Below are 16032 nucleotides of genomic sequence, written 5' to 3'. Positions count from 1 at the left end.
TCGCGCTGCTGGCCACCACCGGCCTGTGCCTGCCCGCGCCGCTGCTCGTGCCAATGGCGCACGCCCAGACCGCGCAGGAGGAAGCGCTGTCCGATCTCGTCAACCCGCTGATGGGCACCGATTCGAGCCATGGGCTCTCCTACGGCAACACCTATCCCGCGGTGGCGGTGCCATGGGGGATGAACTTCTGGACCCCGGTCACCGGCAAGATGGGCAATGGCTGGGGCTACACATACGACGCCGAGAAGATCAACGGCATCAAGCAGACCCACCAGCCGAGCCCGTGGATGAACGATTACGCCGCATTCGCGCTGTTCGCGGAAACGGGGGCGCTCAAGATCGATCAGGACGAGCGCGCAAGCTGGTACAGCCACAAGGCCGAGGAGAGCCGGCCCTACAAATACAAGGTCTATCTCGCCGATTACGACGTGACTGCCGAAGTCGCGCCGACCAACCGCGCCGCGCAGTTCCGCTTCACCTTCCCGAAGAGCGATGACGCGCACATCATCCTCGACGGCCAGACCGGCGGATCGATGGTGGCGATCGATCCGGCCCGGCGGCGGATCACCGGCTATGTCCGCAACAATCACGGCGGCGTACCCGACAATTTCCATAACTGGTTCGTCGCCGAATTCGATCACGACTTCACCGTCACGCGGACGTGGGACGATAATGGCCAGCTCTCCGCCGATCTGAAGCGCAAGGGCGGGCATGTCGGCGCGGTGGTCAGCTTCAAGACCCGCGACGGCGAGCAGGTGGGGGTGAAGGTCGCCTCTTCCTTCATCAGCCCCGAACAGGCCGAACGCAATTTGACGCGCGAGATCGGGCGCGACAGCTTCGACCAGACCGAGGCCAAGGCCAAGGCGGCATGGGAGCGCGAGCTCGGCCGGATCGAAGTCAGCGATCCGAACATCGACAATCGCCGTACCTTCTATTCGGCGATGTACCGCATCCTGCTGTTCCCGAGGATGTTCCACGAGATCGACGCGCAGGGGAAGACCGTCCATTACAGCCCTTATGACGGCAAGGTGCACGATGGCCCGCTGTTCACCGACAACGGCTTCTGGGACACGTGGCGCGCGGTCTTTCCCTATTTCGCGCTCGTCTATCCCGATCTCGACAGCCAGATCATGCAGGGACTGGTCAACACCTACAAAGAATCGGGCTGGCTTCCCGAGTGGATGAGCCCCGGCCACCGCGACGTGATGATCGGCTCGAACTCGGCCAACATCATCGCCGACGCGTATCTCAACGGCGTCCGCGGCTTCGACGTCGAGACCCTGTACGAGGCGATGGTCAAGAACGCGACCACGTCGCAAGGCCGCCCGAAGGACAAGAAGGGCAATGTCCTGACTGCTGTCGGTCGCGAGGGCGTCGAGCTGTACAACCAGCTCGGCTATGTCCCCTATGACGCCGGCATCAACGAGAATGCCGCGCGCACGCTCGAATATGCCACTGCCGATTTCTCGCTGTCGCGCCTCGCCGCAGCGCTCGGCAAGACCGAGGAGGCGAAGAAATACGCCGCGCAGGCGCAGAACTACCGCAAGCTCTACGATCCGGAATCGGGCTGGATGCGCGGCCGCAACAAGGACGGCAGCTGGATGACGCCGTTCAATCCCTATGCCTGGGGCGACGCCTTCACCGAGGGCAATTCGATGCATTACAGCTGGTCGGTGATGCAGGACGTGCAGGGTCTGATCGACTTGATGGGCGGCGACCGGGAGTTCACCGACCGGCTCGATTCGATCTTCACGCTGCCGCCGATCTTCGAGAACAGCTATTACGGCTCGGTCATCCATGAGACGCGCGAGATGCAGATCGTCAACATGGGCCAATACGCCCATGGCAACCAGCCGATCCAGCACATGATCTACCTCTACGACTGGGCCGGCCAGCCGTGGAAGGCGCAGGCGCATGTCCGCGACGTGATGGCGAAACTCTATTCGGCGACGCCCGATGGCTATCCGGGCGACGAGGACAATGGCCAGACCTCGGCCTGGTACGTCTTCTCGGCTCTGGGCTTCTATCCGGTGACGCCGACCGTCGGCGAATATGCGATCGGCAGCCCGCTCTTCCAGAAGGTCAAGCTCACCATGCCCTCCGGCAAGGCGCTGACGATCGAGGCGGCGAACAACGGCCCGAAGAACGTCTACATCCAGTCGGTGACGTTCAACGGCCAGCGCCACGACAAGACGTTCCTCACGCGCGAGGCCCTGCAAGGCGGCGGAACCCTGCGCTTCGTGATGGGCCCGACGCCCAACAAGACCTGGGGCGCGAGCAAGGCCGCCGCGCCCTTCTCGATGAGCGCACCGGGAGCGCGTAAATGAACCGCCGTGACGTGATCGCGGGCGCCGGGGCGCTCGCGGCCGCAACCGCGCTGCCGGCGCGCGCGCTGGCAGCGGACGGCTTCGTCTCGCAACGCCCGCCGGTCAGCGCGCGGCGCTTCGTCAGCAAGGCGGTCGAGGCCGAGATCAAGGCCGTGAAGGCCAGGATCGCCGATCCCGAAATCGCTTGGCTGTTCGAGAATTGCTACCCGAACACGCTCGACACCACGGTCGCGCAGCTCGGCACCGTCGACGGCAAGCCCGACGCGGTCGTCATCACCGGCGACATCAACGCGCTCTGGCTGCGCGACAGCTCGGCGCAGCTCCAGACCTATGTCCACCTCGCGCCGAAGGATGCCGGGCTGCGTCGGCTGTTCCACGGGCTGATCCAGCGCCAGTCGCGCTGCATCCTGATCGATTCCTACGCCAACGCCTTCATGGAAGACCTGTCCGCGAAGACCAATCTCGAATGGTCGCAGACCGACAAGACCGACATGAAGCCGGGGGTCGCCGAACGGAAGTGGGAGATCGACTCGCTCTGCTATCCGATGCGCCTCGCCCACGGCTATTGGACCGCGACGCGCGACAAGGCCCCGTTCGACGCGCTCTGGTCGCAGGCGATGGCGCGCGCCGTCGCTACCTTCCGCGAGCAGCAGCGCAAGGACGGCCCGGGCCCCTATCATTTCCAGCGCGTCGACAAATCCCCGACCGAGACGGTGATGCTCGGCGGCTATGGCGCGCCGACCCGGAAAGTCGGGCTGATCCATTCGATGTTCCGCCCGTCGGACGATTCGACGGTGCTGCCGTTCCTGATCCCCTCGAACCTGTTCGCGGTGTCGGCGCTCAAGATGCTCGCCCAGGTGCACCGCGAAGCGCGTGGCGATGCCGCGGCGGCGCAGGACTGCCTCGCGCTCGCCGCCGAAGTGCAGGCCGCGCTCGACGCGCACGGCAAGATGGCGGACGGGCAGGGCGGCGAGGTCTGGGCCTATGAAGTCGACGGCTATGGCAATGCGATCTTCATGGACGACGCCAATGTGCCGAGCCTGAGCGGACTCGCGCTGCTCGGTGCCGCGGACCGCGACGACCCGCTGTTCCGCCGCTCGGCGGCGCTCGCGTGGAGCAAGCGCAACCCCTGGTTCTTCGAGGGCAAAGCGGGGCAGGGCATCGGCGGACCCCATGTGGGGATGGACATGATCTGGCCGATGTCGATCATCGTCCATGCGCGCAACAGCGACGACGATACGACGATCCTCCAATGCCTGCGCTGGCTCAAGGCGACCCATGCCGGCACCGGCTTCATGCACGAGAGCTTCCACAAGGACGACCCGACCAACTTCACGCGCAAATGGTTCGCCTGGGCCAACGGGCTGTTCGGCGAGCTGATCCTCGATATCGCGAAGCGCAAGCCTTCGCTTCTTGCCAACCGGATTTGATGACCATGATCACTGCAAATCGCCGCCAATTGCTCGCCGGCACCGGGCTCGCCGCTTTGACCAGAGCGGCGCCGGCGCTCGCCCGCGTGCAGAAGGCCACCGCCGGCAAGCCCGACCTGTTCATCGGCACCGGCGGGCACGGCCACACCTTTCCCGGTGCCTCTTTGCCCTTCGGCATGGTGCAGCTCAGCCCCGATACCGACAATAGCCGCTGGGACGCATGCTCGGGCTATCACCGTACCGACACGTCGATCATGGGCTTCTCGCACACCCATCTCTCGGGCACCGGCATCGGCGACATGCTCGACGTGCTGGTGGTGCCGACGCGTGGGCCGCTCGAGCTCGATCCGGGCAAGCTCGACGATCCCGACAAGGGCTATCGCCAGCGTTTCTCCGAAGAGCATGCCGAGCCCGGCTATTACCGCGTCAAACTCGAATCCGGCGTGCTCGCCGAGCTGACCGCGACCGAGCGCACCGGCCTGCACCGCTACCATTTCCCCGCCGGCGCCGGGCATATCCTGATCGACTTCGCCCACATGATCATCGACGTGTGGGACAAGGGCATCATCGTCGACCAGGCCTCGCTCGCGATCGACGCGAACGGCATGCTCACCGGCAGCCGGCGGGTACATCGCTGGGCCAAGGGCCGGCACATTCATTTCGCGATGCAGCTCTCGCGCAAGCCGAGCCGGGTTCAGTTCTTCGGCGACGACAACAAGCCCGCACCGGCGGGCGCGAAAGTCGTCGCCGGCAACAAGCTCAAGGTCGCCTTGTTCTTCGACGAGGCGGGCGGCGAGCCGATCCTCGTCAAGACCGGCATCTCGGCGGTCGATGTCGCGGGGGCCAAGGCCGCGCTCGCCGCCGAGGCGCCGGGCTGGGACTTCGACCGCGCCGCCACCGCCGCGCGCCGCGCCTGGGCGAAGGAGCTCGATGCCGTCCGCGTCGAGGGCGGCACGCCCGCCCAGCGCACGATCATGGCGAGCGCGCTCTACCATTGCTTCCTCGCGCCGACGCTCTTCACCGATCGCGACGGCCGCTATGTCGGTATGGACCGAGAGGTACATCAGGCGCCCGCCGACACGGCCGCGTTCAGCACCTATTCCTTGTGGGACACCTATCGCGCGCTCCATCCCCTGCTCACCCTCGTCCAGCCCGAGCGCGCGGCGATGTTCACCCGCGACCTGATCCGCCAAACGCAGCAAAGTCCCTATGGCCCGCCGGTCTGGCAGCTCCAGGGCGTCGAGACCGGCTGCATGATCGGCTGGCACTCGGTGTCGGTGCTCGCCGAAGCACACGCCAAGGGCATCAAGGCCGATTATGCCGCGGCATGGCCCAATATCCGCCGCCGCGCCTTCGATCGCGATTTCAAGGACAGCGACGGCTCGCTCGGCCGCGGCTATTATTACGACCTCGGCTACATCCCTGCCGACAAGATCTGGGAATCGGTCAGCCGCACCCAGGAATATGCCTATGACGATTGGGCGATGGCGGTGCTCGCCGACGCCGCGGGCGCGAAGGACGACGCCGAGAAGCTGCGCGAGCGCAGCCGCAACTATCGCAACGTGCTCGATCCGCAGGCGCGCTTCGCCAAGCCAAAATTCTCAGACGGCAGCTGGTGGGCGAATTACGATCCGGTCCAGCTCGGCCACGACGTCAAGAAGCACCGCGACTATACCGAAGCAAATGGCTGGCAGGCGACCTTCCTCAACCAGCACGACGTCCATGGCCTGATCGCGCATTTCGGCGGCGATGCGGCGTTCGAGAAGCAGCTCGATGCCTTGTTCAATGCGCCGTCGACCTTGCCCGAGAACGCGCCGCCCGACATTTCGGGGCTGGTCGGCCAATATGCGCACGGCAACGAGCCCAACCACCACGTCGCTTATCTCTATGCCTTTGCCGGCGCGCCGTGGAAGACGCAGGCGATGATCCGCCGTCTGTGCACCGAGATGTACAAGGCCGATCCCGACGGCGAAATCGGCAACGACGATTGCGGCCAAATGAGCGCATGGTTCGTGCTGAGCGCCCTGGGCTTCTACCCCGTCGATCCGGTGAGCGCGGTGTATGTATTCGGCTCGCCGCTGTTCGACGCGGCAGAGGTGCGGCTGGGGCAGGGCAGGACGCTACGCATCGTTGCCCGCAACAACGCCCCCGATGCCCCGTACATCCAGTCGGTGCGCTGGAACGGCAAGCCCTGGACGCGCAACTGGATCAGCCACGCCGATCTGGCGAAGGGCGGCGAGCTGGTCTTCGAAATGGGCAAGCAGCCCTCGCGCTTCGGCACCGCCAAGGCGGATCGCCCACCCTCGTTCGGGCGGCCTCCAGCCTAACAAGCCGACGCATCACACCAAATCTTTGAAATATTCTACCACCCGCGCTGCTTCAACAGTCGCGCTTCCGGCGATCGGTATCCGCAGATGCCCATTATACCGCGCGCTTTGATGGGTTGAGCCTGCACCTCTGATTGTCAGTCGCATCGAGAACTCGATAGAAGAGACTGCATCAGTCTCGATCCGAGCATTGGCAAAGCGCGACATTCCTTTTGTGGCAAGGCGAAACCAGGTATTCCCGACAAGCACGGATCGCCGCGTGAATATCACCTCGAGTCCTTCCGGCCAGTTGCCGCGAGGCAGGCGCCAATTATTTTTACGCTTCTTTCGCCTGAGTTCATTGTCGCGAAATATTGCAAATGCATCAGGCGCGACGGTCCATCTGCCTATGACGTCGTCGCCTCGCCGCATCTTGTTGATGAGCGACTGGGCGTAGAGATAATTGGCCGCCATCAGCAGCGCGATTACCAGAACGACTATACCCAACGTCTTTGCGGTCGAGGCCTCCTGCAATGCAGGATCAGGGGATTGCAGGCCCCAGAGCAATGCGATTGCTCCGCTCAGGGCAAATGCCCCCGCCACCCAAGCCTTCGTTCTCGGACTAGAGATTCCTCGATCACGCATGATGGCCCCTCCGGCTCGCGTAAAGTCGAACCTCATCAGCCAAATGAGAATTTGTCGAGAATTACGATTGGCTGGTTCTGGAAAAAGCCTTGGCGCTACGCTGAGTCCGCAAGGTCGGCGTTGGCTGCCATTCGCTTCATGCGTTCACGAACTGGTCTAATCTCGCCCGCATGATAAAAGCGCGGCTGGATCGTCGCGGGGGAGAAACGGACGATGGCCCGATACAGAGACGCATTGCCGCAGCTTGGCGGCGATCTTTTCCTGACCGATGCGGGTCTGGAAACCGATCTGATCTTCAACCACGGGATCGAGATCCGCGAGTTCGCCGCGCACACGCTGCTGCCCGAAGCCGCGGGCAGGGCGGCGGTGGAGCGTTATTTCGAAGGCTTTCTGAACCTTGCCCGCGAGACCGGCGCGGGCTTCGTTCTCGATACCACGACGTGGAAGGCGCATCGGCACTGGGCGGCTGACCTCGGCCAGAGTCCCGGTGAGCTGCGCGCAGTGAACGAAGACGCGGTCGCGCTGGCGAGCGGCATGCGCGCGCGTTTCGAGGGCGGCCCTCCGATCGTCCTCAGCGCGACGATCGGCCCGCGCGGAGACGCCTATCGGCCCGAGCGCAAGATTTCGGCGGAGGATGCAGCGGCCTATTATGCCGAGCAGCTCGGCTGGCTGGCGCCGACCGAGATCGACATGGTCACCGGCCTCACCTTCAACCAGGCGAGCGAAGCGGCCGGGCTGGTGCAGGCCGCGACGAAGCTGGGCTTGCCGGTCGTCATCTCCTTCACCGTCGAAACCGACGGCCGGCTTCCCGACGGCCAGTCGCTCGCCGACGCGATCCGCGCGGTCGATGCGCAGACCGGCGGCGCGACTGCGTATTTCATGGTCAATTGCGCGCATCCCGATCATTTCTCCGGCGTGCTGCACGACGCGGACTGGACACGGCGAATTCGTGGCCTTCGCGCCAACGCCTCGCGCCGCAGCCATGCCGAGCTCGATGAAGCGCCCGAACTGGATGCGGGCGATCCGAAGGAGCTGGGCCAGCTTTACGCGGAGCTTGCCGCTCGGATGCCCTGGCTCAACATATTCGGCGCCTGTTGCGGCGGCGATCTGCGGCACGTCACGGAGATTGCGCAGGCGCTGAACGCGCGGCCGGCCCGAAACTTAGGATAGCGCTGGCAATGTAGGGCGTCTATCCCCTCCGCATACGTGAATCGGAATCGCAGGGGGTGGTATGGCCTTCGGCCATGACCCGCCAAATCGCCTCTTTTGACTTAATGGGGGACAATGACTTAGCCTTCCCGATGGGGGAGAGCTTGGATGTCAGACGGCTTTCAGATTACGTTCGAGGGCGGCGACGCGGACGGCCATCGCATCGACATGCGGTTCTTTGGCGAATCTCTTCAAGGCTTCGACCGAATAATTTCGGACATGCTGGTTGCGCTCACGCAAAAGCGTCTGCCCAAGCGGGGGGAACGCGCCTTCCTTGTGTTGAAGGCTGGCGAGCCAGTCGCGGGAAGCGTGACGGTCGCCGCTCTCCTTCAGGAGAGCGCCGCAGTTCTCCAACTGGGCATTCAGGTATTCGGGCCAAACGGCGCGGAGATGCTGTCGAACTGGGTGCAGGCCGTCTTCTCATACTACAGCGGTCGGCAGACCGAAGCGCAGAAGGCAGTCGAGAAAATGGCTGACCTTATGCTTGCTCAAATTGCGGCCAGCGATCGGACGGACGAACGCCGCCACGAAGAGGCGATGGGCTTACAGCAGCTTCTGGGTGCGGTTTTGGAGAAGCTGGGTCCAGCAGCCGCTCAGGCGGTTGCGCCAGTCGGCCGCACCGCCAAGAGGGTGAAGTTTGAGACTGACAAGCAGAAAGCAATCACCGTTGATAATGATGACGCGGACAAGATTCGATCAGGCGTCGCCCAGGAGTTCGGCCCTCTGCAAGAATTCGTTCTTCGCACCGATGGGTTCACATTCCATACGCGCAAATTGAGCGTGGAACACCCGGAGCGAAGCGGGTACTTGCTGGCCGAAGTCGATGATCCGGTGGCCGAAGAAGAGAACAATCCTTACGCCAACGCTGTGAACCGCAAAGCGACGATCCGCGTTCAAGGCAAGGCAGGATATAAGAACGGGCAGATCGTGCGGCTCGTCATCATGGATTTCGGAGGGGAGATTGAAGATGCTGCGTGAGCCCGTTGCGGGCACTTGAGCAAGACCCTTAAGGGTTGCCTCCTCTCACGTACCCAAATTGACTCCGTAGGAAGCCTATTGCTAACCAACGCCCATGGGGACCGAGGACGATAAAACAAAAGGGCAGGCATCAAATGTGCCAGCAGTCACCGAGATTAAACTCTCGAAGGACGAAGTAAACGAAATAACCGCTCACATTAACCGCAAGGCGCGCGACCCCAACGATGGCTGTCCTGTCTGCGGAAGCCCGCTGAGTTATGTGCTAGAGAATACCTATCGCGTTGAGGTTCTGACAAACATACCGGCTTTTGGCGGCACCTATCAGCCGCTCACCGCAACGACATGTGAGGAGTGCGGTTTCGTCCGCTTCTTTAACCTGAATATCGTAAAAGCGAGAATAGCCGACGCTGAAACGGACGGCTCAGATGGCGGTTGAACAACCCGCTAGCGGTAGCGTTATGCAGATGCCTTCAGGCGCTCAAACGACAGAGGTCACTCTTTCGCCGCAAGCGCTATGCCACTATATCACGGACGACGAATTGGAGAAGTTGGGCGAGATGCGAAAAGAGCCGGTCATGGAGATTTTCCTATGCACGGTGGGGGCCTTTCTGGGCGCCTTGGTTCCCGCCTTACAGGTCCTCAGCCAGTTTCGAGCCGACCCGACAAAGGTAGATATGTGGGGTCTTCTCACACTCATGATTGCGGTTGGGACTTTGGCCGTAGCAATCACCTCCGGCTTGTTGTGGCACCAGCGTTCAAAGACCCATAGGTCGATGGTCGTATCAATCCGGGAGCGCCCACGTACCCCGGTGAGGCTAGCCTATGACAACGCTGCGTGAGGCCCGTGAGGCCGGGAAACTGGATGAGTTCGCGAAGGATCGCGAAACCGAAACCGGCGACGAAGCTGCGTTCAACCGCACTTTGAACTCAATGGCCGGAAAGTCGAAAGAAGCTCCGGAAGCATCGAAGCCGGATCGTTGCGACGATTGAAGCGGTATTCGAATTCCTTGGCATAGCGGCCAAGGTACTTCGGGCTAACGCTGATGTGGGTGCCAGCGATCGAGCATTTCAGGTGCCGCCAGAAACCCTCGATCGAGTTGACGCTTGAGCCCTTGGCCGAGACGTACTGTCCGGCGCCGTGGTTCACCGTTTCGTGAAAGAAGCCCTCCGCAGCGATCGTGAGATAGGCGGTATGTTCATCGGTGTGGACGATGCTGTGAGCTTTCACGTTGCCCTTGAGAAGCGGGAGCAGCGTACCGCGCTTACGGTTCGCCACCACCTCAGCGATAACCTTGCCGCCGCGCTCCATCATGCCGAACAGGATGGTCTTCCCCTCTGCCGGATCACCGCCGCGAGTGCCGCGCTGGAACGTCCCGCCCACGAAGGTCTCGTCAACTTCAACCTGCTTCGTGAAGCCGCCTAGCGGCTCGTTGCCATCAACATCCGCCATATGCTCGCGGATCAGCTTCGCCATGCGCCAAGCGGTCTTGTAGGTCACGCCCAACTGGCGCTCCAGCTCCTTGCCGCTGACACCGTGGCGCGTCGTCGTGAACAGGTGGATGGCGTAGAACCAAAGCTGCAGCGGCGTGCGGGTCTGCTCGAAGGGGGTGCCCACAGTCGGGTGCAGGTGATGACCGCACCACTGGCACGAATAGGCGCGCTCAGCCTTGATCCGGAACCACTTCGACGGGCGCTCGCACGAGGGGCAAGCGAAGCCCTGACCGAACCGCACATCGAACAGGTGCTGAAGGCAGACTTCATCGTTCGGGAAGAGCCGGAAGAACTGCGCGGTGGTGATCTGCTTTGCCATGCACAAGCATATACCCGAAACGTTCTACGTATGCAAGGGGGATAGGCGCCCAATGTAGGATTTGTTCTGCTTCCGTTCGCGCATGGCCGAGCAGCACGATTCCCGCAATGCGCACTCCATTCTTGGCGATTGCCTCGCGCGCACGCGAAGGAATTGTAAACTTCGTAAACCGCCAAGCGTCAGGAACGCCGGAAAAATCGGCGGGAATGCGCGTTTTTCTGATCCAACCGGAAGGTTGGATGTCGCGCATCGCCAACCTTTTGGTTGGTTCAGGCCGATGCCTTCCACAAGGCCGCCTGCTTGGGCAGCAGGAAATGGCTGAACGGCAGGATCGCCGCGCCCACCGCCGGCGCGTCCTCCGAGAGCGCCGCGCGGATCACCGGGGCAACGGTCGGCAGGAGGTTCGCGCGTTCGCGCATCAATTCGTTGGCGCGCTCGGCCAGCCGTTCGAGGATCGCGGTCGGGAGCCTTCCCCCGACCAGCACCGCCGCGGGATTGATCAGGCAGTTGATCGCGTCGAGCGGCACGGTGAGCTGGCGTGCGGCGTCCTCGATCCACGCGGCGACGCACGCATTGGTCGCCTCGTCAGGATCGGCGGCACCCATCACGTCGGCGAGGTGGCACCCGTTGCGCTCGAGATGCCGCGCGAGGCCCGACAGCGAGACCATCCGCTGGATCTCCTCGCCCGCAGCCGCGCGCATGAAACCCAGTTCGCCGCTGCGCCCGTCGGCGCCGCGCAGATAGGAGCCGTCCACCACCAGTCCGCCGCCGAGGCCCGACGAGATCAGGACGTAGAAGAAGCTGTTGTTGGTATGTCCGAGCCCCAATTGCATCTCGCCCATCGCCGCGGCGGCGGCGTCGTTCTCGACGAAGACCGGCAAGTTCAGCGGCTCGCGGAACAGATCGACCATGTTGGTCTTGTCCCATGCGGCATACTCGGCCGGGCGACCGGGCAGATCGACGAGCCCGAGATCGTCGGGGACCGCGACACCGACGCCGACGACCTTGGAAACGTCGACCTTCGCCTTGCGCAGCATGTTCCTGATCGAGCGGCGGTAGAGCCCGCGGACATGGTCGGGCAGCGCGAAATTCACTTCCTCGGAGACGCGGGTCAGCGTCTCGCCGGAGAAATCGACGAGCACCATCGTGATATGATCGCGATCGATGTTTACGCCGATCGAGTAGCAGGCGTCGGCACGCACCACGAGCTTGGTCGGCGGCTGGCCACGACCGCCGCGGCGCTGGCCGGCTTCGTCGATCAATCCGTCCTGGAGCAGGCGCTTGGTGATGTTGGCGATCGCCGGGCCGGTCAGCCCGGTGATGCCGGCGAGCTCGACGCGCGTGAGCGGACCCAGCACGCGGATGGCGTGGAGAGTCACCCGCTGGTTGTGATCGGCGGCGCGCTCCAGATTGGTGCCGGAAAGGCGGGGGCGGGTTTTGGGGGCGGCGGCCGTCATGCGGTAGCGCTATCAGTCATCGAAGCCGTCGTCTTCAAGCGTATCATTCCCGACCCTCGACTGTCCGTCCCATGGTTTCCAGCGACAGTCCCCGGGTTTCGGGGAAGTACCGCCAGATCACTACAGCCTGCACCAGCATCGCGCCCGCGAACAGCCAGAATGGCAGTGCCTGAGTATATTGCGCCACTACGGGAAAGCCGAAGGCGATCAGCGCGTTCATGCCCCAATGCGTCGCGCTGCCGAGCGATTGGCCGCGCGCGCGCACCGCGGTGGGGAAGATTTCGGACAGATAGACCCAGATCACCGCGCCTTGCGAGATCGCGAAGAACAGGATGAAGCCGATCAATGCGGGCAACAGCAGGGCCTGGCCATGGCCCGTCGAATAGATCGTGGCGACGCAGGTCAGCGCGATGGCGGTGCCCATGGCACCGATCAGCAGCAACGGCTTGCGCCCGACCCGATCGATGATCGCCATGCCGAGCATGGTCGCGAGGAGATTCGCCACGCCGATCGCGACTGCCTGCAGATCGGCGGAGACGGCGTCGAAGCCTGCGGCGGCGAAGATGTCGCCCAGATAATAGAGGATCGCATTGATGCCCGAGAGCTGGTTGAACATCGCAAGGCCAATTGCGAGCAGGATCGGGCGGCGGTGCAGGCGCCAGCGCAGCCGGTCGTCGCCCGGCGCGGTGGCGCCCTCGGCGAACTGCCCCAGCAGCGTGTCGGGATCGCCCATGGACAAGGCCTCGATTGCCTTCCTGGCCTCCGCGGTCCGCCCATGATGGAAGAGCCAGCGCGGGCTCTGCGGAACCCGAAGCATCAGGACGAAGAAGAGGAGGGCCGGTACCGCCGCGACCCCGAGCTTCAGCCGCCACGCCAGCTCGCCGCCGACTGCCTGCGCGATCAGGAAGTTGCTGACATAGGCGCCGAGGATCCCGAGCACGATGCTCAGCTGGAAGAAGCCCACCAGCATGCCGCGCCGCTCGGGCGGGGCGACCTCTGTGATATAGACCGGTGCGAGCACCGACGATCCGCCGATCGCGAGGCCGCCGAGAAAGCGGAAGGCGACGAGCATCGTCAGGCCGCTGCTCAGCGCGGACCCGAGCGCCGAAACGATATAAGCGATGGCGATCCACAACAGGATCGTGCGGCTGCCATAGCGATCGCCGGGTTTGCCCGCTCCGAGCGCCCCCACCAAAGTGCCGACCAAAGCAGCGGATACTGCGGCTCCCAATTGGGCGGCCGAGAGGCCGAAAGTGCCGCGCAGCGCGTCGGTCACACCCGCGATCACTGCGGTGTCGAATCCGAACAACAGCCCCGCCAGGCTCGCGGCTATGATCGCCGAGGGGTTCAGCTTGCCCGTGGATGCACTCATCGCAATCCTCTCCTCGGCCGTTGTTCGACCGTTGAATTATGTAATTTGGATTATTAATGCGAAGGTTGGGTTGCACAAGCCCAAGGATTCATGGGCGGTACAGCCGCGAAGGGAGGGGGAATGTCGAAGGGTTTGCCGTCGTCCGTGCGTATTTCGGGCGGCGCTTCGGCGGGGAGCCTCCCCTATGCCGGCGTCGAGCTGGGGGGCACCAAATGCGTGTGCACCCTGGCGTTCGGGCCGGGCAGGGTTCTCGATCAGCAGATCGTGCCGACGACCAGTGCGGCGGAGACCCTGCCGGCGATCCTCGAGATACTGCAGGACTGGTACGAGCACCCGGGTTTCCGCGGGCTGGGCATCGCGTCGTTCGGGCCGATCGATCTCGATGCGCGCTCGCCGTCGCACGGCCATATCCTCGCCACCACCAAGGCCGGCTGGCCCGGCACCGATGTGCGCGGCACCTTGTCTGCGCCGTTCGCGGTGCCGGTTGGATTCGACACCGACGTCAACGGCGCCGCACTTGCCGAGATCGCCTGGGGCAGCGGCCAGGGCATGACGGACTTCGCTTATGTCACTGTCGGCACTGGAGTCGGCGTGGGACTGGTCGTCCATGGACGCCCCACACGCGGCTTCGCGCACAGCGAATGGGGCCATGTGCGGGTGCCGCGACTGCCCGGCGACGATCATCCGAGCGTGTGCGGGTTTCACGAGGATTGCGTCGAGGGGCTCGCCTCGGGCTCGGCCCTGGTGTCGCGCCTTGGCGGGCGGGCCGTACGGGACGTAGCCGAGGACGATCCTGTCTGGGAGCCGATCGTCCGCACCCTCGCGGCGATGGCGCACGCGCTGGTCTGTGGCGCAGGGCCGGAGCGAATCGCGATCGGCGGCGGCGTGCTCACCGCGCAGCCGCATCTCGTCGCACGGATCGAGAAGGCGCTGGTGGAGAGCCTCCAGGGCTATATGCGGCTGCCCCGGAACGAAGGCTTCATCACGCGTCCGGGCCTGGGCGACATGGCGGGGCCCATGGGCTCGATAACGCTCGCTGCCCAAGCCTGCGCAACGCCTGCCTAGCCAAGCGCGGCGGGCTGTGCGAATTGGCAAATCAAACATAATAATTGCACGCGCCGCCGGGGCGTGCATCGACAGGAAGGATAACGCCTTGGCCCGTTCGAGTTCCACGAGCGCCACATTGGCATTCGCCGCGGTCACTACCCTGTTCTTCGCATGGGGTTTCATCACCTCGCTGATCGATCCGCTGGTCGCCTCGGTGAAGGGCATCTTCACGCTGACCAATCTCCAAGCGCAAGCGGCGGCATTCGCCTTTTTCATCGCTTATGGCCTGATGTCCTTCCCGGCGGCGGCATTCCTTTCCCGGGCCAAGTCCATTCCGACGATCCTCACGGCGCTCGGGCTGATGATCATGGGCTGCCTGGTGATGCTGCTGGCGGCGAACCTCGCGCTGTTCACTTTGGTGCTTCTCGGTCTGTTCATCCTCGCCAGCGGGATCACTGTCCTTCAGGTCGCCGCCAATCCGCTCGCCGCGGCGCTGGGCAATCCGAAATACAGCCATCTTCGCCTGACGCTCAGCCAGACCTTCAATTCGTTCGGTACCTTTCTCGGGCCGCTGCTCGGCGCGCACCTCTTCCTCAAGGGCGTGGAGGTCAAGGAGGGGTCGGTGATCACCGAGGCGGTGCGCGCCGAAGCGCTCGCCGGAATCGATTCGGCCTATTTGTGGATTTGCGGACTGATCGCCGCACTGGCGGTGTTCTTCTGGCTGAGCCGCCGCGTCGTCACCGAGGCCGCGCCGCCAGCCGCCTCGACCGCGGGCCTGTTCTCCTCGCTCAATTCGCGCTGGGCGCTGTTCGGCGCCGCCGCGATCTTCCTCTATGTCGGCGCGGAAGTCTCGATCGGCACCCAGATGGCGCTGCTGCTCAACGGGAACAGTGTGTGGGGGCAATCGGACGCTGCGTTCAGTGTTCCGGTGCTCGGCTATCTGATGGGGAGCGACGGCGTGCCCGGCGTGTCGCTGCAGGAGGCCGGCAAGGCTGTCGCGCTCTATTGGCTCGGCGCGATGGTGGGCCGGGCGATCGGCTCGGCGCTGCTCGGAGTGGTTCGCGCACACATCCTGCTTGCCGTGTTCACGGCGATCGCGGCGGCGATGTGCTTCTATGTCTTCGCGATCGGCGGCGTGACCGCGGGCTTCGTCGCGCTGTCGATCGGCCTGTTCAATTCGATCATGTTTCCGGTGATCTTCACGCTCACGCTGGAGCGCTCGACCGGCACCACCGAATCGACTTCGGGGCTGCTCTGCACTGCGATCGTAGGGGGCGCATTGCTGCCGCTGCTCGTGGGCGCGGTCTCTGACCAGACCAGCTATGCGACCGCGCTGATCGTGCCCGCCGCATGCTATTTGATCCTCTGCCTGTTCGCGGTGCTCGCGGGCCGGGCGGTTGTCGTACGCAAGGATGCGGAGACGCTGACGGTCCACTGACCAGCGCCTTGAC

At 63.9% G+C, this 16032-nt stretch carries 12 protein-coding genes and 1 pseudogene; 8 read left to right on the top strand and 5 right to left on the bottom strand.

Annotation, left to right across the window (positions count from 1 at the left end; translation table 11 throughout):
* The first annotated feature begins 53 nt into the window (after positions 1-53).
* From BR78_RS0108970 to BR78_RS0108960, 3 genes are read left to right on the top strand one after another with little or no spacing between them, the layout of a single operon-like run.
* Positions 54-2327, top strand: a complete 2274-nt coding sequence (locus BR78_RS0108970) for a GH92 family glycosyl hydrolase (protein ID WP_156022300.1) — start codon at positions 54-56, stop codon at positions 2325-2327.
* Positions 2324-3757 (top strand): glycoside hydrolase family 125 protein, encoded by a 1434-nt coding sequence (locus BR78_RS0108965; protein WP_029936210.1) that lies wholly within the window; start codon positions 2324-2326, stop codon positions 3755-3757. The genes BR78_RS0108970 and BR78_RS0108965 overlap by 4 nt, the downstream gene beginning before the upstream one ends.
* A gap of 5 nt (positions 3758-3762) precedes the next feature.
* A complete protein-coding gene (locus BR78_RS0108960) occupies positions 3763-6084 on the top strand; it encodes a GH92 family glycosyl hydrolase (protein WP_029936208.1) in 2322 nt (773 codons plus the stop codon).
* A gap of 12 nt (positions 6085-6096) precedes the next feature.
* Here the strand turns inward: BR78_RS0108960 and BR78_RS21690 are convergent, their stop codons facing one another.
* The gene (locus tag BR78_RS21690; protein ID WP_156022277.1) at positions 6097-6708 is read right to left on the bottom strand and encodes a hypothetical protein; all 612 of its coding nucleotides are present in this window, start codon (positions 6706-6708) and stop codon (positions 6097-6099) included.
* Positions 6709-6921: 213 nt separating this feature from the next.
* On the opposite strand from BR78_RS21690, the gene BR78_RS0108955 reads away from it, so the two are divergent.
* The 3 genes from BR78_RS0108955 (at position 6922) to BR78_RS21685 (ending at position 9331) form a co-directional block, all read left to right on the top strand.
* Positions 6922-7878 (top strand): homocysteine S-methyltransferase family protein, encoded by a 957-nt coding sequence (locus BR78_RS0108955; RefSeq protein WP_029936206.1) that lies wholly within the window; start codon positions 6922-6924, stop codon positions 7876-7878.
* Between the two features lie 147 nt (positions 7879-8025).
* Positions 8026-8895, top strand: a complete 870-nt coding sequence (locus BR78_RS0108950; RefSeq protein WP_029936205.1) for a DUF7946 domain-containing protein — start codon at positions 8026-8028, stop codon at positions 8893-8895.
* A 94-nt stretch (positions 8896-8989) separates the two neighbouring features.
* On the top strand, positions 8990-9331 hold the full coding sequence (locus BR78_RS21685; RefSeq protein ID WP_156022276.1) for a hypothetical protein: 342 nt from the start codon (positions 8990-8992) through the stop codon (positions 9329-9331).
* A 555-nt stretch (positions 9332-9886) separates the two neighbouring features.
* Here BR78_RS21685 and BR78_RS0108940 read toward each other — a convergent pair.
* The 4 genes and pseudogenes from BR78_RS0108940 to BR78_RS0108930 all read right to left on the bottom strand — a co-directional run.
* A pseudogene (locus BR78_RS0108940) lies at positions 9887-10705 on the bottom strand (IS1595 family transposase); the annotation flags it as partial.
* Positions 10653-10955, bottom strand: a complete 303-nt coding sequence (locus tag BR78_RS22155) for a hypothetical protein (protein WP_231478214.1) — start codon at positions 10953-10955, stop codon at positions 10653-10655. The gene BR78_RS22155 and the pseudogene BR78_RS0108940, both read right to left, overlap by 53 nt.
* 19 nt (positions 10956-10974) lie before the next feature.
* Positions 10975-12162: an ROK family transcriptional regulator gene (locus tag BR78_RS0108935; RefSeq protein ID WP_029936199.1), complete on the bottom strand. Its 1188-nt coding sequence runs from the start codon at positions 12160-12162 to the stop codon at positions 10975-10977.
* Positions 12163-12205: 43 nt separating this feature from the next.
* On the bottom strand, positions 12206-13534 hold the full coding sequence (locus BR78_RS0108930; protein WP_029936196.1) for a sugar porter family MFS transporter: 1329 nt from the start codon (positions 13532-13534) through the stop codon (positions 12206-12208).
* 120 nt (positions 13535-13654) lie between these two features.
* Here BR78_RS0108930 and BR78_RS0108925 point away from each other — a divergent pair, with 120 nt between their 5' ends.
* Together BR78_RS0108925 and BR78_RS0108920 are read left to right on the top strand one after the other, a co-directional pair.
* A complete protein-coding gene (locus BR78_RS0108925; RefSeq protein WP_025561291.1) occupies positions 13655-14599 on the top strand; it encodes an ROK family protein in 945 nt (314 codons plus the stop codon).
* Between the two features lie 88 nt (positions 14600-14687).
* Positions 14688-16019 (top strand): MFS transporter, encoded by a 1332-nt coding sequence (locus tag BR78_RS0108920; protein WP_051683269.1) that lies wholly within the window; start codon positions 14688-14690, stop codon positions 16017-16019.
* Positions 16020-16032: the final 13 nt, after the last annotated feature.

It is taken from the genome of Sphingomonas sp. UNC305MFCol5.2, assembly GCF_000712135.1.
Lineage (GTDB): Bacteria > Pseudomonadota > Alphaproteobacteria > Sphingomonadales > Sphingomonadaceae > Sphingomonas.
This window is presented reverse-complemented; position numbering and strand designations above follow the sequence as displayed.